The following is a 20,988-nucleotide window of genomic DNA, read 5'->3' on the forward strand; positions in this document are numbered from 1 at the left end:
CTGCTCCTACTCCGACCTTCGCGATCACGACCCGGTGCGACCCGCGGAAACCGACAGTCCGTCCTTGGAATCCGCGATGTCCACCCGCACCGTGTCGCCGTCCCGGATCTCGCCGGCCAGCAGCGCCTTGGCCAGCCGGTCTCCGATCGCCGACTGCACCAGCCGGCGCAGCGGGCGGGCCCCGTAGATCGGGTCGTACCCATGCTCGGCGAGCCAGGTCCGCGCCGGGTCCGTGACCTCGACGCTCAGCCGCCGATCGGTGAGCCGCTTACGCAGGCGGTTGAGCTGGATGTCCACGATGGACGTCAGCTCCGGCCCGGTCAGCGAGTGGAAGACCACGATGTCGTCGAGCCGGTTGAGGAACTCGGGCTTGAAGTGCGAGCGCACCACGGCGAGCACCGCCTCGCGCCGCTCGTCCTCGGAGAGGGTCGGGTCGGCGATCACCGACGAGCCCAGGTTGGAGGTGAGCACCAGGATCGCGTTGCGGAAGTCGACGGTACGCCCCTGGCCGTCGGTGAGCCGCCCGTCGTCGAGCACCTGGAGCAGCACGTCGAAGACGTCCGGGTGGGCCTTTTCCACCTCGTCCAGCAGCACCACCGAGTACGGCCGGCGGCGCACCGCCTCGGTCAGCTGGCCGCCCTCCTCGTACCCGACGTAGCCGGGCGGCGCGCCCACGAGCCGGGCCACCGAGTGCTTCTCCGCGTACTCGCTCATGTCGATGCGGACCATGGCCCGCTCGTCGTCGAACAGGAACTCGGCGAGCGCCTTGGCGAGCTCGGTCTTGCCCACGCCGGTGGGGCCGAGGAAGAGGAACGAGCCGGTGGGACGGTCCGGGTCGGCGACGCCCGCACGGGCCCGGCGCACCGCGTCGGAGACCGCGGCGACCGCCTCTGCCTGCCCGATCACCCGGGAGGCCAGCGAGTCCTCCATGCGCAGCAGCTTGGCGGTCTCGCCCTCCATCAGGCGGCCGGCCGGGATGCCGGTCCAGGAGGCGACCACCCCGGCGATGTCGTCGGCGCCAACCTCCTCCTTGAGCATCGCGCCATCGGCCTGGAGCACCGCCAGCTCCGCCTCGGCCCGGGCAAGCTCGCCCTGGAGCTGAGGAATCCGGCCGTACCGCAGCTCGGCCGCGCGCTCTAGCTCGCTGTCGCGCTCCGCCCGGTCGGCGTCGCCGCCGAGCCGCTCCAGCTCCTCCTTGGCCGTGGAGATCTTGGTGATGTGCTCCTTTTCCAGGCGCCATCGCTCGGAGAGGGCGGTGAGCTGCTCGCGCTTGTCGGCGAGCTCCCGCCGCAGCCGGGCCAGCCGCTGGGCCGAGGCCTCGTCGGGCTCCTTGGCCAGCGCCATCTCCTCGATCTCCAGCCGGCGAACAGCCCGCTCGATCTCGTCGACCTCGACCGGCCGCGAGTCGATCTCCATGCGCAGCCGGGAAGCGGACTCGTCGACCAGGTCGATCGCCTTGTCCGGCAGGAAGCGGTCGGTGATGTACCGGTCGGAGAGCGACGCGGCGGCGACTAGAGCGGCGTCGGTAATGCGCACGCCGTGGTGCACCTCGTACCGCTCCTTGAGGCCCCGCAGGATGCCGATCGTGTCCTCGACCGTCGGCTCCCCCACCAGCACCGGCTGGAAGCGCCGCTCCAGCGCCGGGTCCTTCTCGATGTTCTGCCGGTACTCGTCCAGCGTGGTCGCGCCGACCATGCGCAGCTCACCGCGGGCGAGCATCGGCTTGAGCATGTTGCCGGCGTCCATCGAGCCCTCGCCCTTGCCGGCGCCCACGACCGTGTGCAGCTCGTCGATGAACGTGATGACGTGGCCGTCCGAATTCTTGATCTCTTCGAGCACCGACTTGAGGCGCTCCTCGAACTGGCCGCGGTACTGCGCGCCGGCCACCATCGCGCCCAGGTCGAGCGAGATCAGCCGCTTGTCGCGGAGGGACTCCGGCACGTCACCGGCCACAATCCGCTGCGCCAGGCCCTCGACGATCGCGGTCTTGCCGACGCCAGGCTCGCCGATCAGCACGGGGTTGTTCTTGGTACGCCGGGAGAGCACCTGGATCACCCGGCGGATCTCCGAGTCCCGCCCGATGACCGGGTCGACCTTGCCGTCGCGGGCACGCGTGGTCAGGTCGACGCCGTACTTCTCCAGCGCCTGGTACGTCTGCTCGGGGTCGGCGGTGGTGACCCGGCGGTCGCCGCCTCGGACGCTCGGGAAGGCGGCGACGAGGTTGTCTTCGGTCGCGCCGGCGGCCTTGAGGGTCTCGGCCACCGCGCCACCCACCCGGGCGAGGCCGGCGAGCAGATGCTCGGTCGAGGTGTACTCATCGCCGAGGGGTCGGGCGATCTGCTCGGCCGCGCCGATCGCGTTGACGAACTCGCGGGACAGGCTCGGCTCGGCGACGCTCGATCCCCGCGCGCTCGGCAGCGTCTCGACGGCGCGGGCGGCGGCCCGGCGGATGTCGGCCGGGTTGGCACCGACCGCGCGCAGCAGGCCGCCAGCGGTGGACCCGCCGGTGTCGAGCAGGGAGAGCAGCAGGTGCCACGGCTCGACGGTGGCGTGCCCGCGCTGGTTGGCGATGGCGACCGCGCCCGTGATCACCTCGCGGCTCTTGGTGGTCAAACGTTCGGCGTTCAAGCTGGCTCCCCAGAGTTGAGCGAAGACCACTCAACTTTAGCGCGCCTCATCGAGAAGGGTGCGAAGTCACCAACGCCAGCGCCAGAACCTGTACTGATGGCGTACCACCAGGTCGCCCATCCGCTGCCGGCCGCTCACCACGAAGTGCGTACTGCCGCCGTGTCCGCCGATCTGCTGACGGATCTTGAGGCTGCCGGCCATCGTGTGTACCTCGCCGGCGTCGACAGTGGCGCCCACCGGGAGTATGAGCACGGTCGTACCGGCCAGCACGTCGAGGTGGATCTCGACTATCGGGTAGGTGATCAGCGCGTCGGTGAAATCGAGCTTCACGCTGCCCGCCGAGTTGCGCACGATGAGACGGCGCGGCACGGTCCACGCGCCCGACCGGGTGAGGGTCGACGCCATCGACTTCAGCTCGATGATGTCCCGGACCGGCGGTGCCGGAGGCTGGGGCAGGTCCGCGAGGTACGGCTCCACCTCGCCGAACGTGCGGGAGGCCAGCACCCCGGCGACCCGCTCCTCGAACTCGGCCAGCGTGATCCGGCCCTCCCCGACCGCCGCGTTGAGCTTCTGCACAACGCGCTCCCGGTCGGCATCGGACATGCGCAGCTCGCGACGCTGAGGGGAAAGCTCGCTCACAGCAGAAAGGTACCGTGTCCCTGTGCGAGTACGGGTAGAGCAGACAGCCCTTCCAGGCATCGGCGTGCGCCACGATCTGGTGACCGAGTCCGGCCGCAGGGTGGGTGTGGTGACCCACCGGAGCGGGCGTCGCGACCTCGTTCTGTACGACGATGACGACCCCGACTCGTGCGTCGCCTCGATCCCGCTCACCGATGACGAGGCGGAGGCCCTGGCCGACGTCCTCGGCGCGTCGCTCATGCTCGGCCAGCTCTCCGGCCTGCGCCAGCAGGCCGCCGGACTGCTCACCGAGCAGATCTCGATCCCGGCCGGCTCGCGCTTCGTCGGCCGGCGCCTCGGCGAGACCAAGGCCCGCACCCGCACCGGCGCCTCGATCGTGGCCGTGCTGCGCGACGGCCAGGTAATCGCCTCACCCGGACCTGAGTTCGCCTTCCAGGCGGGTGACGTGATCGTGATCGTCGGCACCCACCAGGGCATCGACGGCGTCGGCCGGATCCTCGCCGACGGCGATCCGGACAGCTGAGCGGATGCACAACACCACCGTGCTGCTCATCGAGCTCGGGGCGCTGCTCTTCGGCCTCGGACTCCTCGGGCGGCTCAGCCGGCGTATCGGGCTCTCACCCATTCCTCTGTACCTGCTCGCCGGGCTCGCCTTCGGCCACGGCGGTCTGATTCCCCTCTCGGCCAGCGAGGAGTTCATCGCGGTCGGCGCCGAGATAGGCGTGATCCTGCTGCTGGTGATGCTCGGGCTGGAGTACTCGGCTCGCGAGCTGATCGGCAATCTGCGCACCAACGCCCCGGCCGGGCTGCTCGACGGGGTGCTCAACGCCGTGCCGGGCCTGGCGTTCGGCCTACTGCTGGGCTGGGGCTGGGTGGCCGCGCTGGTGCTGGCCGGGATCACCTGGGTCTCGTCCTCTGGCGTGATCGCGAAGGTACTCGCCGACCTCGGCCGGCTGGGTAACCGGGAGACGCCGGTCATGCTCTCGATCCTGGTGATCGAAGACCTGGCGATGGCGCTCTACCTGCCGCTGCTCACCGCCGTCCTGGCCGGCACCGGCCTGATCGGCGGCGCCAAGGCCCTGTCGATCGCGGTCGGCACGGTCGTCGTCGTGCTGCTGGTGGCCCTGCGGTACGGGCACGCGATCTCCTCGTTCATCTCCGCCCGCGACCCGGAGGCCCTCCTGCTGGGGTACTCGGCCTCACCCTCCTCGTCGCCGGTTTGGCGGCGCAGCTCCAGGTCTCCGCGGCGGTCGGCGCGTTCCTCGTCGGCATCGCCCTCTCCGGGCCGGTCGCCCACCATGCCACGGAGCTGCTCTCGCCACTGCGCGACCTCTTCGCCGCGGTGTTCTTCGTGTTCTTCGGGCTGGCCACAACCCCAGCCGACATGCCACCGGTGCTGCTTCCCGCGCTCGGCCTCGCCGTGGTCACGATGGGCACAAAGATCATCACTGGGTACATCGCGGCGAAGCGTGCCGGTATCGCGCTGCCCGGTCGGGTCCGGGCCGGGCTGGGGCTGATGCCACGTGGCGAATTCTCGATCGTCATCGCCGGTCTGGCGGTGGCGACGCCGGGCATCGAGCCAAAGTTGGCACCGCTCGCGACGGCGTACGTTTTGATCACAGTGGTGACAGGGCCGATGCTTGCGCGCCTGCCGGACTTCGCCTGGTTCAAGCGCATTATCCGGCGCCGCCAGCGCGCCACACACCGCACCGAGCCGCTACCGACGACAGACTGATAGGAACCGCTTACGTAACGGGTTGGCGAATGGCGCTTACCGCCCCTTCCGTAAATAGCTCGCGACGCGTTACGGTTTCGCCGCAGAATCCTGGGGTCGGGCCCCAGGGTTGGCGGCATCCGATCCATGGGGCGGGGCGACGAGGATGGGTGGCGTCGACTCGCGGGCCCTTGTGCGAGCAGTGCGAGCGCACGCCCGCAGAGCCCCAGGGCTGCGGAGGCATGCTCGCGAGGGGAGCGGCGGGTGACCTTACAGCAGTCTACGTTTCGGGGCTTCGCCAACGCTGTCGATCCCACGCCGGCTGAGCTGCGCGCCTGGGCTTATCAGCCCGACTCGGTGCCGCTACAGACGATGCCGCAGGACTGGGACCTGCTCGTGTCGGGTGACCGGCTGATCGGCACCCTCTTCGACCTTGCCATGGACCGCTCGTGCCCGGCCCGCCGCTTCGCGCTGCACTGCCTGTACATCTACGCGGCCGACGGCATCCGCACCAACTTCCGCGCCCACCCCAAGCGGCGGCTGCGCAAGCTGGTGGAGCAGGCCGAGGAGTATGGCGACGAGCTGATGGTCACCTGGGCGCACAACAGTCGCATGCTGCTCGCCAAGCCGGACCTCTTCGACTACCACGACTGGTGCGAGGGCGGCCTGGTGCGCCAGTCCCGCCGCCTGGCCTGATCCAGCCACACACGCGGTCCCGCCCAGCGGACTGATCCGTTCTGACGCGGAAAGACAGTCGGATCCGGACAAAAGACGGGCGGGGATCCCCCGTGGATCCCCGCCCGCGCGCTGTCGCCATTCGCGCCGGCAAGCTCAGCGGTTCGACTTGCCGTCCATCTTGTCGATGTAGCCAGACGCGGCGTCCTGAGCCTTGTCGACCTGACCGGAGTACTTGCCGCCGGTCTTCTCGTCGATCTTGTCGCCGGCCTTCTCGACGCCTTTCTTGACCCGCTCGCCATCGACTTTGTCGATGGCCTGTTCAGCCTTGTTTTTGAAAGAATCGGCGATCCCCATTGACCCCTCCTCTGCCTTGCCTTTGGCCCGGAATGTGCAATCCAAGCCAAAGGTCACGTTAGTCGACAGAAACCGCCTGCGCTGCGAAAACGCGGATCCGGGGTGATTAGGAGGAGCGGCGAGGTCGCCATACGACCAACGCGTTGGACGTACGGGTCATCGGTACAAGGTCACCCCGGCGGGGGTACGTGCCGGCCTCGTACTCGGCCAGCCGCTGGTAGGCCTCACCCAGTGCGGCCTCCAGCTCGCTCACCCGCTCCTGCAACTCGGCGACGAGCTGCTCGAGCCCGATGATCCGCTTGATGCCGGCGAGGTTGACACCGTCTTCCTGGCTCAGCCGCTGCACCTCGCGGAGCAGCGCCACGTCACGTGCGCTGTACCGCCGGCCGCCACCGGTCGCCCGGCCGGGCTGCACGAGCCCCAGCCGGTCGTACTGCCGGAGGGTCTGCGGATGCATGCCGGCCAGCCGTGCCGCCACCGAGATGATCAACACCTTCGCGTCGGAGGCGGCTTCGACGGTAATCGTGAACTCCTCTTCCACCACGGCTCACCTCCTAATGTGGTCAACCATATCGACGCACCCGCGCGTCCAACTGTTCCCGAGAAGCGGGTGCGATCTCGGCGGCCAGCGTTTCCATCGCGTCGCGGGCCTTGTCGGTCAGGTCCTTCGGTACTTCGATCTCGACGGTGACCAGCAGGTCTCCGACCTTGCCGTCGCGCCGCACGACGCCCTTGCCGCGGGCCCGGAGCGTGCGCCCGCTGGGCGTGCCCGGCGGCACCCGCAGCGTCACGGCGCCGTCCATCGTGGGCACCCGGAGGTCGGTCCCGAGGACCGCTTCCGGGACGGTGATCGGCACGGTGAGCGTGAGATCGTCGCCCGTCCGCCCGAACAGGTCGTCCCGGCGGACCTTGACCAGCACGTACAGGTCGCCGGAGGGCCCACCCCGCTCGCCCGGCTCACCCCGCCCGGCCAGCCGGATGCGCTGGCCGTCGGCGACCCCCGCCGGGAAGCGGACGTTGATCGTGCGGCTCTTGGTTACCCCGCCGGTGCCCTGGCACTCGGGGCACTTCTCGTCGACGATCGAGCCGACGCCCTGGCACTCACGGCACGGCTCGGAAAAGCTGAACGACCCCTGGTTGCGGGTCACCAGGCCGGAGCCGAGGCACACCGGGCAGGCGCGCGGCTCGGTACCGGGCTTGGCGCCATTGCCGTGGCAGGTGTCGCAGACGCCCGGCGAGCGGAGAGACAGCGGCAACGTGACGCCGCGTACGGCATCGCCGAAGTCGAGCACGACCTCTGCCTCGACGTCACGACCACGCGCCGGCCCGCGGGTACGCGTCGGGCCGGCACCGCCGCCGCCCGAGAAGATCGAGCTGAAGAGGTCGGAGAATCCGGCACCGCCGAACCGGCGGTCGCCGGCACCCGCGCCCGCGCCCTGGAACCCGCCGAAGAGATCGGACGGATCGAACCCACCGCGTGCGTTGCGCCGGAACTGGCCCGACCCGAACAGCGCGCGCATCTCGTCGTACTCCTTGCGCTTGCGCTCGTCGGAGAGCACGGAGTACGCCTCGGAGACCGCCTTGAAGCGGTCCTCGGAGCTGGTGTTGCCGGGGTTGTGGTCGGGGTGCAGCTCGCGGGCGAGCTTTCGGTACGCCTTCTTGATCTCCTCGGAGGAGGCGGACTTCGGTACCCCTAGGACGGCGTAAAAGTCCTTCTCCAGCCAGTCCTTTGAACTCACTCGCTCCTCCGTATTTGCTACCGATCAGGGAGTCGGTGCGGGGCTCGCTCTTCGTGCCGCCACACCAACTCCCTGATCAGCTGAGGGGTGTTATTCGGGGTCGGCTACCGCTACGAGCGCCGCCCGCAGAAGGCGATCGCTCAGGAGGTAGCCGCGGCGCATGACCTCGACGCAGGTGGGCTCGGTGACGTCGGACGAGGTGCGGTGCGCGACCGCCTCGTGCCGGGTCGGGTCGAAGGGATCGCCCTTCTCACCAAAGGCGCTCAGCCCGAACTTGCCCAGCGCCGCGACGAGTTGCTCGGCCACCGCGGCGAAGGGACCCACCAGGTCGCCGTGCTCGCGGGCCCGGTCGAGGTCGTCGAGCACCGGCAGGAGCGCGGTGATCACCAGGCCGGTGGACTGCTCCGCCTGTACGCCCCGGTCGCGGTCGACCCGCTTGCGGTAGTTGGCGTACTCCGCGGTGACCCGCTGGAGGTCGCGCGTACGCTCCTCCAGCTCGCCTCGCAGTGCCTCCAGCTCGGCGCCCAGCGGCGCGCCCACCCCGGTCGGCTCGGCCTTGTCCGCCGCCGGCTTGGCCGCGGTGGACGCCTCCTCGTCCGGCTCTGGTGCAGCGTGGCTGGGCTTGCGCTCCTTCTCGGCCGCGCCGTCCGCCGCCGCGGTGTCCTTCGTGGCCTCGGCCGGCGCCTCGTCGGTCTTGTCCGAGGCAGCGGTTTCGGCCTCGGTCGCCTTGCCGCCGGACGGATCTATCTTCCGCTTGTCACGGATGACGACCCGCTCTGCGGCCTGGTCATCGTCTCGTGCAGAGCTCACTTCTTGTCGTCCTCGTCAACGATCTCGGCGTCAACCACGTCGTCCTGCTTCGCGCTGCCGGCACCGGCAGCACCCGTCGCACCCGCACCCGGGTTGGCACCAGCGTCACCGGGGCCGGCCTGCTCGGCCTGCTGCGCGTAGAGGAGCGAGCCGGCCTGCTGCGAGACCGTGGCCAGCTTCTCGTGGGCACCCTTGATCTTCTCGATGTCGCTGCCACCGAGCGCGGCACGCAGGTCACCCAGCGCCTCGCTGATCTGGTCCCTGGATTCGGCCGGCAGCTTGTCGCCGCTCTCCGCCAGGAACTTCTCGGTCTGCCACTGGAGCTGCTCGGCGAGGTTGCGGGTCTCCGCCTCCTCGCGCCGCTGCTTGTCTTCGTCGGCGTGCTCCTGGGCGTCGCGCATCATCCGGTCGATGTCGTCCTTCGGCAGCGCCGAGCCACCGGTGATCGTCATCGACTGCTCCTTGCCGGTGCCCAGGTCCTTGGCGTTGACGTGGACGATGCCGTTGGCGTCGATGTCGAAGGTGACCTCGATCTGCGGCACGCCCCGCGGCGCCGGCGGCAGGCCGGTCAGCTCGAAGGTGCCGAGCTTCTTGTTGTACGCCGCGATCTCGCGCTCACCCTGGAACACCTGGATCAGCACCGAGGGCTGGTTGTCGTCAGCCGTGGTGAAGACCTCGGAGCGCTTGGTCGGGATCGTCGTGTTGCGCTCGATGAGCTTGGTGAAGATGCCGCCCTTGGTCTCGATGCCCAGGCTCAGCGGCGTCACGTCGAGCAGCAGGACGTCCTTGACCTCGCCCTTGAGCACACCGGCCTGCAGCGCGGCACCGACGGCCACGACCTCGTCCGGGTTGACGCCCTTGTTGGCCTCCCGGCCGATCAGCTGCTTGACCAGCTCGGAGACGGCCGGCATACGGGTCGAGCCACCGACCAGGATCACGTGGTCGACGTCGGCCACCTTCACACCGGCGTCCTTGATCGCCTGCTCGAACGGGCCCTTGCAGCGGTCCAGCAGGTCCTGCGTCATCCGCTGGAACTCGGCCCGGGTCAGGTTGACGTCGAGGTGCAGCGGCGCGGACGGGCTGCCGTCGGAGCCGGCCGGGCCGGCCGTGATGTACGGCAGGTTGATGCTCGTCGTGGTGGCCGCGGACAGCTCGATCTTGGCCTTCTCGGCGGCCTCCTTGAGCCGCTGCATGGCCATCTTGTCCTGCGACAGGTCGACGCCGTGCTGACCACGGAACGTCTTGACCAGGTGGTCGATGACCCGCTCGTCCCAGTCGTCGCCACCGAGGTGGTTGTCACCGCTGGTGGACTTCACCTCGATGACGCCCTCGCCGAGCTCCAGCAGCGACACGTCGAACGTGCCACCACCGAGGTCGAAGACCAGGACCGTCTGCTCCTTGGTGCCCTTGTCCAGCCCGTAGGCCAAGGCGGCCGCGGTGGGCTCGTTGACGATCCGCAGGACGTTGAAACCGGCGATCTCGCCGGCCTCCTTGGTGGCGGTGCGCTGGGCGTCGTTGAAATACGCCGGGACGGTGATCACCGCGTCGGTGATGCGCTCACCGAGGTAGGACTCCGCGTCCCGCTTGAGCTTCATGAGCACCCGCGCGGAGATTTCCTGCGGGGTGTACTTTTTACCATCGATGTCGATGGTCCAGTTGGAGCCCATCTCCCGCTTGACCGAACGAATCGTCCGGTCGGGGTTGGTCACCGCCTGACGCTTAGCGACCTCACCGACGAGCACCTCACCGTTACGGGCGAACGCGACGATCGACGGCGTGGTGCGCGATCCCTCAGCGTTCGCGATCACAGTGGGCTCGCCACCCTCGAGCACGCTAACCACGGAGTTCGTAGTGCCGAGGTCGATGCCGACCGCACGTGCCATGTTCACTTCCCTCGCTTCTGATATGAGTCCTTGTGTCAAGTTGAGTGGACCGGACTCAATAGTGCCACGGCGTCGGCCAGCGTCAAGTTAGAGGTTGAGCCCGTCACGCGCAAGGTTAGCGGGGCACCTAGATCCTGATGAATCGACCGCGCGACACCTGGCCGGCCCGAAACGGGTCAAAGGCGCGCGGAAGCCACACGGTTCTAGTTGTCTGCGATGCCTGGATCGGGCAGTCTTTACCCGTGACGTCGCACGGTGACATGCCGGCGGGCAGATCTGGCACACCTACCGTGACCCCCACTGAGCCGCCGGACAAGCCGGAGCCGGGGCCTGAGCAGGGCACCGGCGCCGCGCCTGACGCTGAGCAAGGGACGTCACAGCCGACCGAGTCCGCTCCGGACCAGAGCGAGACCGAAGCAGAGGGTAACGCCGCAGGTCCGGACAAAGACCCGAAGACCGCAGACAACGACATAAACCCGACGGCAGACGCGGCTGAGCCAGCTATCGAGGCTGCACAGCCACCCCCGGCCACGGCCGACACGGCGCCGCCCGACGAAGCCAGCGCGGAGCCTGCCGCCGAGGACCTCTCCCCGGCGGCGAGTGACCCCGCCCCGACGCTCACCGCCTTCGCGGCCAAAAACCAGCGGGCCAGCGAGCCCGTGTTCAAGGTCCAGCTCGCCGGGTCGGCACCGGCCTCGGGCGCCCGGCCCAAAGCGCCGGCGGACCCGCCCGACGACGCCGGCGCGGAGATCGTCTCGGCACTGCGCCGGCTCCGGTCCGCGATCGTCGGCTCGGCGTACCCGCTGGTCCTGCCCTCCGCGGAGGACGCCCGCGACGAGAGCGCGGCCCTCCTCGCGCAGCTCGACGACTACCTGCTTCCCCGCCTGGCGCGGCTGGACGCCCCGCTGCTCGTCGTGGTCGGCGGCTCTACCGGCGCGGGCAAGTCCACACTGGTCAACAGCTTCGTACGGGTACCGGTGAGCCCTGCCGGGGTCCTGCGGCCGACCACGCGCACGCCGGTACTTGTCTGCAACCCGGCTGACATCCAGTGGTTCCGCCGCGGCGAGCTGCTGCCCGGGCTGACCCGTACCACAGAGGCGTCCGCCGACCCGAACTCGCTCCAGATCGTCGCCGCACCCGCGCTCGCGCCTGGGCTGGCATTCCTCGACGCGCCCGACATCGACTCGGTCGTGGACGCCAACCGTGCCCTCGCCGCACAACTGCTGGCCGCCGCCGACCTCTGGCTTTTCGTCACGACCGCCGCCCGGTACGCGGACGCGGTGCCGTGGGAGCTGCTACAGACCGCGCGCTTCCGGGGCACGGTCACCGCGCTGCTGCTCGACCGGGTGCCGCCCGAGGCCACCGACGAGATCACCGCCCACCTCTTGGAGATGCTCTCCATCCACGGCCTCGGTACCGCCCCGCTCTTCGTGCTCCCGGAGACCCTTGTAGACCGTCAGGGCCTGTTGCCGGAGCGGGTGACGGCGCCGCTGCGCGAGTGGTTCGTGCGGATCGCCACCGACGCGGCCACTCGCGCCGCGGTGGTACGCCAGACGCTCGACGGGGCTCTCGCCGCGCTCGTGCCGGCGGTGGAAGGGCTCGCGGCGGCCGCGGACGAGCAGGTCACCACGGCCGATTCGCTGGACGAGCGGGTGCGGACCGCGTACCGGACCGGTCGCCGCACGTTCTCGCAGGGCGTTCAGGACGGGCGGCTGCTGCGCGGCGAGGTGCTCGCGCGGTGGCAGGAGTTCATCGGTACCGGCGAGCTTTTTCGCACGCTGGAGGCGCGGGTGGGGCGGCTGCGGGATCGCATCGTGGCCGCGGTCACCGGTCGCCCCCAGCCGGGAGGCGAGCTGAAGTCGGCGATCGAGGCAAACCTTGTGACGCTCATCCGGAGTGCGGCGGCGGATGCGGCCGATACGGCGTACACGAGCTGGCAGGCACACCCAGCTGGCGTCGCCCTGCTCGAGCCGTCGCTCGGCCGGTCCAGCCCCGACCTGCCGGAACGGGCCGAGCGGCTGGTCCGCGACTGGCAGCGCGGCGTGCTCGAGCTGATCCGGCAGGAGGCGGGGCACAAGCGCAGCACCGCCCGGGGCGCCGCGTACGCGGTGAACGCCACCGGGCTGCTCGTCATGGTCGGGGTGTTCGCCTCGACCGCGTTCATCCCCACAGGTGCGGAGGTGGCGGTGGCCGGCGGCACCTCGGTCGCGGCGCAGAAGGTACTCGAAGCGATCTTCGGTGACCAGGCCATCCGGGCGCTGGCCACGAAGGCCCGTGAAGACCTGATCTCGCGCACCAACGCGCTGCTCGACGCGGAGGCCGGGCGCTACGCCGACCGCCTCATCGCGGCCGGGATCAGCGCCGACCCGGGCAAGGACCTGCGCGACGCGGTAGCCCTGGTCGAGTACACGCGGGCGAAAGCGCAGCTGACCGGCGGCACCGGCCTGGCCCTGCCGGGGGTGGGGGCGTGACTCTCCTGAGTAGGTTGCGCGGCGAGGAGCAGATCGACGCGGACCGGCTCGTCGAGCGGGTCGACGCGATCGACCGGTTCGTCCACGTGGTTGCCGGCCAGCTGCCCGAGCAGCGGCTGATCGGAGCGCACACGGTGGTCGAGCGGGCCGGTGCCCGCCTCGCGCTCTCCCGCGACCACACCGTCGTGGCGCTCGCCGGCGCCACCGGCAGCGGCAAGTCCAGCCTCTTCAACGCACTGGCCCGGCTCGACCTCTCGCCCGTGGGCGTACGCCGCCCGACGACCGGCATGGCTCACGCCTGTGTGTGGGGCAACCTCCAGGGCGCCAACCGGCTGCTCGACTGGGTGGGCGTGCTGCCGCGGCACCGGTTCATCCGGGAGAGCGCGCTCGACGGCAACGACGAGGCCGCGCTGCGCGGGCTGGTGCTGCTCGACCTGCCCGACTTCGACTCGGTGGAGCGCTCGCACCGGCTGGAGGTCGACCGGCTCCTCGGCCTTGTCGACCTCGTGGTGTGGGTTGTCGACCCGCAGAAGTACGCCGACCGGGTGGTGCACACGCGCTACCTCCAGGCGTTCCACAACCACAAGGACGTCACGGTCGTGGTGCTCAACCAGGCCGACCGGCTGCCCCGGCCGAGGTCACGCGGGTCCTCGACGACCTGCGCAAGCTGCTCGACGCCGACGACCTCGACGGCGTGCCGCTGCTGGCCACGGCCGCGCTGCACCAGCCGGCGATCGCCGATCTACGCGGCCTGCTGGAGCACACCGTCGCCGAGCGCCAAGCCTCGCTGCGGCGCCTCTCCGGCGACCTCGACACCGTCGTCGACCAGCTGTCCGATGTGGTCGGACCGGCGGTGGCCGAGGACGAGATCGACCGCGACACGGTGCACGGGTTGACCGACGCGTTGTCAGTGGCCGCAGGCGTGCCGGCGGTGGCCGAGGCGACCGAGCGGGCGTACCAGCACCGGGCCGCCCAGGCCACCGGCTGGCCGGTCGTGCGCGGCTGGCGGCGGCTGCGGGCCGACCCGCTGCGCAGCCTGCACCTGCCGGAGGGGCCGGTGGATCCGAGCACTCCGGTCGGCACCACCTCGGTCCCCGACCCGGACTCCGCCCGGCGCGCCGCGGTCAGCCTCGCCGTCCGCTCGGTCGCCGACCGCGCCGCGGGGCCCCTGCCCGCGCCCTGGGCGACCGCGGTCAACACGGCGGCCCGCTCGCGGCTGCGCGACGTACCCGACGCGCTCGACCAGGCGGTGGCGCGTACAAACCTGCACATGGATCACAGCCCCAGCTGGTGGCGGGCGGTCAACGGGCTCCAGTGGCTGGTGACAGTCGCCGCGGTGGCTGGGCTGCTCTGGCTGGTCGCTGGGTACGCCCTGCGCGTGCTCGGCCTTCCGCCGCTCGACTACCCCAAGGTCGGCGCGGTACCGCTGCCCACCGTGATGCTCCTCGGTGGTCTCCTGGTCGGGCTGCTGGTCGGCGTGCTCGTGCGCCCGCTGATCCGCCAGGCCTCCCGGCGGGCCCGGCGGCGTGCGGAGAATCGCCTGCGTACGGGGGTCGCCGAGGTGGCCCGCGAGTACATCGTCGCGCCGGTCCGGGCGGTCCTGCACTCGTACGCCGAGGCGCGGGAGGCTCTCGAGTCCGCCCGGTCATGAGGTCCGGTCTCGTCCGCGGTGGGCTCGTGTTCCTCGCCGTGCTGCACCTGTCCTGGGGGTCCCGGCGACGGTCGCGCCGCGGTGGTTCTACGACACGTTCCCGGGGCTGGGGCACGCGTGGACGGCCGCGTACCCGCCGTACAACGTGCACCTGGTCACAGACCTCGGAGCGACGTTCACCGCATTCGGCGTACTCCTGCTGCTGGCGGCGTGGCTCGCGGACCGCAAGGTGACCGCGGTCGTGCTGTGCGGGGTGCTCGTCTTCTCCTCCCTCCACCTGGCCTTTCACCTGCGTAACCACGGTGAGCTGGGCGGCGTGGACCTGGTGGCGAGCCTCGCCGCGCTGCTGACGGGCGTAGTTCTACCGGCGGCGCTTTTGGTATTGGATCGGCGAAAGCGGGCGTAGGGTCTGGCACATGGCCACGCCACAGACTCCATACGATGCGGTGCTCCGGGCCGCGCGGGACGTGACCAAGCTGGACTGCGCGCTCGACGCCGAGATGCTCGGGACCGCCCTGCTGGGCAGCGTCTACGCCATCGCCGAAGACGACCGCGCCGGCGCGGTACGCGACTTCGTGAGCGCGTTTCTGGCTGCCACGTCACGCCGCCGCACCGCCGCGGCGACCACAATCCGGGAGATCTTCGCGACGCTCGTGCCCGAGGCCCCCGGCGCCGCGACCGTCAAGCGGGGAGCGCAAGCGCCGTCGTGGGCCGACCAGCTGGGCCGGGTGCGCCTGACCGGCACGTACGCGTACGGCGACGTATGGGGTGACCAGACCTCCTACCTGGCCACCTTCGCCTACGACGACCGCGACTCCGGCGGGCCCGAGCACGCCGTGGTCGCCCTGGTCGACCACAACATCGGCATCACGAAGGACGTCTTCGTGGGCGGGCCGGCGGAGCGCATCCTTGGTCAGGTGCGCGACATGTGCGCGGGCGACGAGCTGACCTGGTTTCGCGAGGAGGACCCGCGCCGGCTGCGCGGCGAGGTCGCCCGCCACCTGCGGATCACCGACGGCCTGACCAACTTGCCGGAAGAGGGCTCGCTCGCCACCGACCGCGCGCTCGCCGGCGCACGGCTGGCCCTGCTGCCCGCGCCCGCGCTCGCCGCGGTGCCGGCCGAGCCCGAGCCGCCCTCGTCCGACGAGCGCACCCGGCTCGTACGGCGCTTTCTCGAGTCGCCCGAGGCCGCCCGCTTCGGCCTTGCCGAGGTGCCCGAGGCCGAGCTGCCGTCGCTGCACTTCTGCCTCAGCCTGATCTTCGACCACACCGACACGTTTCCGGATCCGGACCCGATGCGCTGGAGCCCGGCGGTGGTCGGCCTCTTCCTGCTCGACTGGGTGCACCGGCGGGCGGTGCTGGACATGGACGACGCGGCGATGCTGCCCCGGGTGGTGCGGGCTTGGGCGGCGTACGCCAATCGCCAGCGGGGCCTGCCTGCGCCAGCCGCAGAGCGCACAGACGCGGCGGTCGAGGAGATGGTCCCGGAGTTCGTCCGGCTCTACACGACCGGCGAGCGGCGCAGCCCCGCCACGGCGGCGGTGGCCCAGTTGATCGCGGATGGCATCGACCCCAGCGACCCGGCCGCGCTGGAAGCCTGGATCGAGGCCAACCGCGACGACCTCAGCTGACGCTGGGCAGCCCGGTCGGCGGTACCACGGACGGGGTGACCGACTGGGACGCCGACGGCGGCAGCGGCAGGTACGGCGGGGTCGGCAGCGTCGGCCTGACGATGACCGGGGCCGCGGCGACGGCGTCGGCGAAGGGGACGGCGAGGGCGTGGCCGGCGGCTGAGTCGGCCTCACAGGCTCGGTCGGCTTCACCGGCTCGCCCGCCGGTGGCGTCGCGGGCGCCGGCGCCGACTCGGTGGGCCGTGCCGGGCGCGCGGCCTTTCGTACCCTCCGGCGCTCCTGGCGCTCCCGGAACTCCCGCTTGGGCGCCGTCGCGCGCAACTGCTCGGCCACGCCCGCCGACAACGGCACCTCGGCTGTCAGGGCGGGCGGCGGGAGCGGTGGCACGACCACCGGCCCCTCCGAGGGCGGCGGGATGAACGGTGTGGTGCCGCCGCTGGCGTCGACCGAGTCGCCGACGTTCGCCGAGCCGGTGCTGATGGCTGCGATGATCGGCAGCGACGACATGGTCGCCAGCATGACCACGATCACCGTGTATCGCCTGGTGGGACCCGCCAAGCCTGCCGCCCGGTGCACCCCGGCGACCCGCCGGTCCGCGACGTGCGTGCCGCCCGCCCGCCGGTGGCGGACGAGCAGTGGCACCGGGCAGTCCCCGGGTTCCAGCACGACCGAAGCTCCTTTGCGTCAAGTCCTCACACAGGGTGGCCCAAGCCGACACACAGCGCCACCGTCTGTCAGCGTGTCAATGTGCCAACTTTCCGGCACAATCCGGCTAATCCCCTCCCCGGCATCGGACTTGATGCACTGCCAACGCGTTGATCAACAATGCGGAGAAACGCCACTACCAGGCAGGTCACTAGAGACAGCCGCCGGTTTTGAGGTGGCTCTATAGAGAGGCTCCTCACCTCTGCGAATATGGACCCGACGGCACCGCCCCCGTAGTCTCCGCGCAGCCGGTGATCACGAGGCGGGCCGCCTCGCCGCGCGGCAACCCACACCCGGGCTAAACGTGGCGAAGGAGCCGCGCGGTCCGGGACACCCCCGGCAGCCGCACCGACAACAGGGAGAGACGGATGGCGAAGGGCGACCGCGGAGCTCCAGCCCGCGGCAAGGAGGTTGCCGGCGAACCAGCGCCGGATTTCGTCCAGTTACTCACCCCAGACGGGGAGCGGATCGACAAGTCGGTCGGCGCCGACGGCGTCGAGTACACGATCGACCTCACCGACGAGGAGTACCGGGGGCTCTACCGCGACCTTGTGGTCATCCGCCGCCTGGACGCCGAGGCCACCGCCCTCCAGCGCCAGGGCGAGCTGGGCATCTGGGCCAGCCTGCTCGGCCAGGAGGCGGCCCAGGTGGGCTCCGGGCGGGCGCTGCGGCCGCAGGACATGGCGTTCCCCACCTACCGGGAGCACGGTGTGCTCTACTGCCGGGGCATCGACCCGATCCTGCCGCTCAGCCTCTACCGCGGCGTCGACCAGGGCGCGTGGGACCCGGCCGAGTTCAAGGTCAACATGTACACGATCGTGATCGGCGCGCAGACGCTGCACGCGACTGGGTACGCGATGGGCATCACCAAGGACGGCAAGGTCGGCGGCGATGACGGCGAGGCCGTGATCTGCTACTTCGGCGACGGCGCCACCTCACAGGGCGACGTCAACGAGGCGTTCATCTGGTCCAGCGTCTTCCACGCCCCGATCGTCTTCTTCTGCCAGAACAACCAGTACGCCATCTCGGAGCCGATCGAGAAGCAGACCCGCATTCCCCTCTACCGGCGGGCGGACGGCTTCGGCTTCCCTGGGCTGCGGGTCGACGGCAACGACGTGCTCGCCACGTACGCGGTGACCCGGACGGCGCTCGACAACGCCCGCCACGGCCAGGGCCCGACGCTGATCGAGGCGTACACGTACCGGATGGGCGCGCACACCACCACCGACGACCCGACCCGCTACCGCGTCGCGAGCGAGGTCGAGGAGTGGCAGGCCAGGGACCCGATCGCCCGGGTGCGAGCGTTCGTGGAGAAGCAGCAGATCGCCGACGCGGCCTTCATCGCCGAGGTGGACGAGCAGGCCAAGCAGGAGGCGCTCCAGCTGCGCGAGCGGGTGCTCGCCATGCCCGACCCGCACCCACTGACCCTCTTCGACCACGTCTACCCGAATGGCTCGCCAGTGGTCGACGCCCAGCGCGAGCGGTACGCCGAGTACCTGGACTCGTTCGAGGGGAGTGCGCACTGATGGCCGAGAAGCTCACGATTGGCAAGGCGCTCAACGCGGGCCTTCGCCGTGCTTTGGAGCAGGACCCCAAGGTGCTCATCATGGGCGAGGACGTGGGCAAGCTGGGCGGCGTCTTCCGGATCACCGACGGCCTCCAGAAGGACTTCGGCGAGGACCGGGTCATCGACACGCCGCTGGCCGAGTCAGGCATCATCGGCACCGCGGTGGGCCTCGCGATCCGCGGCTACCGGCCGGTGTGCGAGATCCAGTTCGACGGCTTCGTCTACCCGGCGTACGACCAGATCGTCTCCCAGGTCGCCAAGATGCACTTCCGGTCCCAGGGCAAGGTCAAGGTGCCCATGGTGATCCGCATCCCGTTCGGCGGGGGCATCGGCGCGGTCGAGCACCACTCCGAGTCGCCCGAGGCGTACTTCGCGCACACCGCCGGCCTCAAGGTCGTGGCGTGCAGCTCGCCGCAGGACGCGTACACGATGATCCAGCAGGCCATCGCCTCCGACGACCCGATCGTGTTCCTGGAGCCCAAGCGGCGCTACCACGAGAAGGGCGAGGTAGACACAGAGGCGACGTACCCGCTGCACGCCTCGCGCCGCGTCCGCCCCGGCACCGACGCGACCGTGCTGGCGTACGGGCCCATGGTCCGAACCGCCCTCGACGCGGCGACCGCCGCCCAGGAGGACGGCCGCGACCTGGAGGTCTTCGACCTGCGTACGCTGTCGCCGCTCGACCTCGAGCCGGTGTTCGAGTCGGTACGCCGCACCGGGCGGTGTGTGATCGTGCACGAGGCTCCCAGCAACGTTGGGCTCGGCGCGGAGATCGCCGCTCGCATCACCGAGGAGTGCTTCTACTCGCTGGAGGCTCCGGTGCTGCGGGTGACCGGCTTCGACACGCCGTACCCGGCCGCGCGGCTGGAGGAGGACTACCTGCCCGACCTCGACCGGGTGCTCGACGCCGTCGACCGCACTTTCGGCTGGTGAGCGGCATGTCGCGGATCAAGGAGTTCCCCCTGCCCGACCTCGGTGAGGGCCTTGTCGAGGGCGAGATCCTCAAGTGGCTCGTCGCCGTGGGCGACACCATCGAGCTCAACCAGCCGATCGTCGAGGTCGAGACGGCCAAGGCCGCCGTCGAGATCCCGGCGAAGTGGGCCGGCAAGGTCCACGCCATCCACCACGAGGAAGGCACGACGGTCGAGGTCGGCGTGCCGATCATCTCGATCGACACCGACCCCGGCGCCGGCGAGCCGGCCGAGCCGGAGCGCACCCCGGTCCTGGTGGGTTACGGCCCGCGGACGGGTGCGGCGTCGCGTCGCCCCCGAAGGACAAATGGGAGTACGGCCGCCGTCTCCCCGCCTCCAGTGGTGGTTGCTCCCGCTCCCCCGCCGCCGCCACCGGTCGTCGAGGCTCCTGCGCCTCCGGCGCGTGCCCTCGCCAAGCCGCCTGTCCGCAAGTTCGCCCGAGACTTGGGGGTGGACCTCACCGGCCTGGTCGGTACGGGTCCGCAAGGCTCGATCACGCGCGACGACGTGCAGGCAGCGGTGTCGGCTCCGGCCGCCGCCCCGGCTCTTGCGCCCGATTTTGCCGCTGGGCGCGAGCAGCGCATCCCGATCAAGGGCGTGCGCAAGCTCACGGCGGAAAACATGGTGTCCTCGGCGTTCACCGCGCCGCACGTCACGGTCTTCCTCACGATCGACATGACCCGGTCGATGGAGGCGCTCGACCGGCTGCGCGCGCTCCCCGAGTGGCGGGAGGTACGCATCTCCCCGCTGCTCCTGGTCGCCAAGGCGGTACTGCTGGCGGTCGGCCGTCACCCGTTGGTCAACTCGACGTGGGCGGGCGACGAGATCATCGTCAAGCAGTACGTAAACCTCGGCATCGCGGCCGCCACCGAGCGCGGGCTGATCGTCCCCAACATCAAGGACGCTGGGCGGCTCCCGCTGCGCGAGCTGGCCGACGCCATGACCGCGCTGGTGCAGACCGCCAAGTCGGGGCGTACGGCACCAGCCGACATGTCGGGCGGCACCTTCACGATCACGAACGTGGGCGTCTTCGGCGTCGACACCGGTACGCCGATCCTGCCGCCGGGCGAGTCGGCGATCCTCGCGTTCGGCGCGGTCCGGGCGGCGCCCTGGGTGCACGAGGGTGAGATCCGTGTGCGGCAAGTCACGACGCTCGGTCTCTCGTTCGACCACCGGATCATCGACGGCGAGCTGGGGGCGAAGTTCCTGCGTGACGTGGGTGCCTTCCTCACCGATCCGGAGGCAAGCCTCCTAGCCTGGACTTAGTTTATTAGGCGGGTGGCCCACCTCACCTCATAATCGTTGGCCACCCGCCCCTCTCCCGCGCTTCAATGAAAGCGAGCTACAGGGGGAGGGAATGCCATGAAGATGCTCGACCGCTATCGCAGCCACCGCGAGGCCACGCGTCGCGCTCGCGCCATCGAGCGCGCGCTTCGCCAGGCCAACTCGCCTGCCGTGCGCGACGAGATCCGCATCATCGCGCAGCGTCACTACGGGTAGTTTCACTACTCAGATTTACGGCCCGTCCGGTTTCACCGGGCGGGTCG

The 20,988-nt window shown here is 70.5% G+C and carries 17 protein-coding genes and 1 pseudogene; 11 read left to right on the top strand and 7 right to left on the bottom strand.

Annotation, left to right across the window (positions count from 1 at the left end; translation table 11 throughout):
• Positions 1-24: 24 nt before the first annotated feature.
• Together clpB and Pflav_RS32595 are read right to left on the bottom strand one after the other, a co-directional pair.
• A complete protein-coding gene (gene clpB / locus Pflav_RS32590; protein ID WP_173040622.1) occupies positions 25-2,628 on the bottom strand; it encodes an ATP-dependent chaperone ClpB in 2,604 nt (867 codons plus the stop codon).
• Positions 2,629-2,694: 66 nt separating this feature from the next.
• A complete protein-coding gene (locus tag Pflav_RS32595) occupies positions 2,695-3,267 on the bottom strand; it encodes a DUF1707 SHOCT-like domain-containing protein (protein ID WP_173040623.1) in 573 nt (190 codons plus the stop codon).
• 22 nt (positions 3,268-3,289) lie between these two features.
• On the opposite strand from Pflav_RS32595, the gene Pflav_RS32600 reads away from it, so the two are divergent.
• The 3 genes and pseudogenes from Pflav_RS32600 (at position 3,290) to Pflav_RS32610 (ending at position 5,677) form a co-directional block, all read left to right on the top strand.
• Entirely contained in the window at positions 3,290-3,790 is a 501-nt protein-coding gene (locus tag Pflav_RS32600) for a cation:proton antiporter regulatory subunit (protein WP_173040624.1), read from the top strand.
• Positions 3,791-3,794: 4 nt separating this feature from the next.
• Positions 3,795-5,002, top strand: a pseudogene (locus Pflav_RS32605) (cation:proton antiporter).
• Between the two features lie 243 nt (positions 5,003-5,245).
• Positions 5,246-5,677, top strand: a complete 432-nt coding sequence (locus Pflav_RS32610) for a hypothetical protein (protein WP_173040625.1) — start codon at positions 5,246-5,248, stop codon at positions 5,675-5,677.
• A gap of 135 nt (positions 5,678-5,812) precedes the next feature.
• On the opposite strand, the gene Pflav_RS32615 is transcribed toward Pflav_RS32610, so the two are convergent.
• From Pflav_RS32615 to dnaK, 5 genes are all read right to left on the bottom strand, one after another.
• A complete protein-coding gene (locus tag Pflav_RS32615; RefSeq protein ID WP_173040626.1) occupies positions 5,813-6,013 on the bottom strand; it encodes an antitoxin in 201 nt (66 codons plus the stop codon).
• A gap of 106 nt (positions 6,014-6,119) precedes the next feature.
• Complete coding sequence (locus Pflav_RS32620) at positions 6,120-6,554, bottom strand: heat shock protein transcriptional repressor HspR (RefSeq protein ID WP_173040627.1); 435 nt, start codon at positions 6,552-6,554, stop codon at positions 6,120-6,122.
• A 22-nt stretch (positions 6,555-6,576) separates the two neighbouring features.
• Positions 6,577-7,752, bottom strand: coding sequence for a molecular chaperone DnaJ (gene dnaJ / locus Pflav_RS32625; RefSeq protein ID WP_173040628.1), 1,176 nt, complete (start codon positions 7,750-7,752; stop codon positions 6,577-6,579).
• Positions 7,753-7,842: 90 nt separating this feature from the next.
• A complete protein-coding gene (gene grpE / locus Pflav_RS32630; protein WP_173040629.1) occupies positions 7,843-8,562 on the bottom strand; it encodes a nucleotide exchange factor GrpE in 720 nt (239 codons plus the stop codon).
• A complete protein-coding gene (gene dnaK / locus Pflav_RS32635) occupies positions 8,559-10,445 on the bottom strand; it encodes a molecular chaperone DnaK (RefSeq protein WP_173040630.1) in 1,887 nt (628 codons plus the stop codon). Before dnaK ends, grpE begins: the two co-directional genes overlap by 4 nt.
• A gap of 659 nt (positions 10,446-11,104) precedes the next feature.
• Here dnaK and Pflav_RS32640 point away from each other — a divergent pair.
• The 8 genes from Pflav_RS32640 to Pflav_RS32675 all read left to right on the top strand — a co-directional run bounded on the left by Pflav_RS32640 (position 11,105) and on the right by Pflav_RS32675 (position 20,941).
• Positions 11,105-12,916 (top strand): GTPase family protein, encoded by a 1,812-nt coding sequence (locus Pflav_RS32640; RefSeq protein WP_377310468.1) that lies wholly within the window; start codon positions 11,105-11,107, stop codon positions 12,914-12,916.
• Complete coding sequence (locus tag Pflav_RS48175) at positions 12,913-13,812, top strand: GTPase (protein ID WP_332107812.1); 900 nt, start codon at positions 12,913-12,915, stop codon at positions 13,810-13,812. The genes Pflav_RS32640 and Pflav_RS48175 overlap by 4 nt, the downstream gene beginning before the upstream one ends.
• A gap of 900 nt (positions 13,813-14,712) precedes the next feature.
• Positions 14,713-14,973: a hypothetical protein gene (locus Pflav_RS32650; protein WP_173040631.1), complete on the top strand. Its 261-nt coding sequence runs from the start codon at positions 14,713-14,715 to the stop codon at positions 14,971-14,973.
• A 10-nt stretch (positions 14,974-14,983) separates the two neighbouring features.
• Complete coding sequence (locus Pflav_RS32655) at positions 14,984-16,198, top strand: hypothetical protein (RefSeq protein ID WP_173040632.1); 1,215 nt, start codon at positions 14,984-14,986, stop codon at positions 16,196-16,198.
• 1,073 nt (positions 16,199-17,271) lie between these two features.
• Positions 17,272-18,429 (top strand): pyruvate dehydrogenase (acetyl-transferring) E1 component subunit alpha, encoded by a 1,158-nt coding sequence (gene pdhA, locus Pflav_RS32660; protein WP_173040633.1) that lies wholly within the window; start codon positions 17,272-17,274, stop codon positions 18,427-18,429.
• Entirely contained in the window at positions 18,426-19,403 is a 978-nt protein-coding gene (locus tag Pflav_RS32665; RefSeq protein ID WP_173042766.1) for an alpha-ketoacid dehydrogenase subunit beta, read from the top strand. The genes pdhA and Pflav_RS32665 overlap by 4 nt, the downstream gene beginning before the upstream one ends.
• Positions 19,404-19,408: 5 nt before the next feature.
• Positions 19,409-20,707, top strand: coding sequence for a dihydrolipoamide acetyltransferase family protein (locus Pflav_RS32670; protein ID WP_173042767.1), 1,299 nt, complete (start codon positions 19,409-19,411; stop codon positions 20,705-20,707).
• A gap of 96 nt (positions 20,708-20,803) precedes the next feature.
• Positions 20,804-20,941 carry a hypothetical protein gene (locus Pflav_RS32675; RefSeq protein ID WP_173040634.1) on the top strand — a complete coding sequence of 46 codons (138 nt, stop codon included), beginning with the start codon at positions 20,804-20,806 and terminating at the stop codon, positions 20,939-20,941.
• Positions 20,942-20,988: the final 47 nt, after the last annotated feature.

The organism is Phytohabitans flavus, from assembly GCF_011764545.1.
In the GTDB taxonomy this organism is placed as follows: Bacteria; Actinomycetota; Actinomycetes; order Mycobacteriales; family Micromonosporaceae; genus Phytohabitans; species Phytohabitans flavus.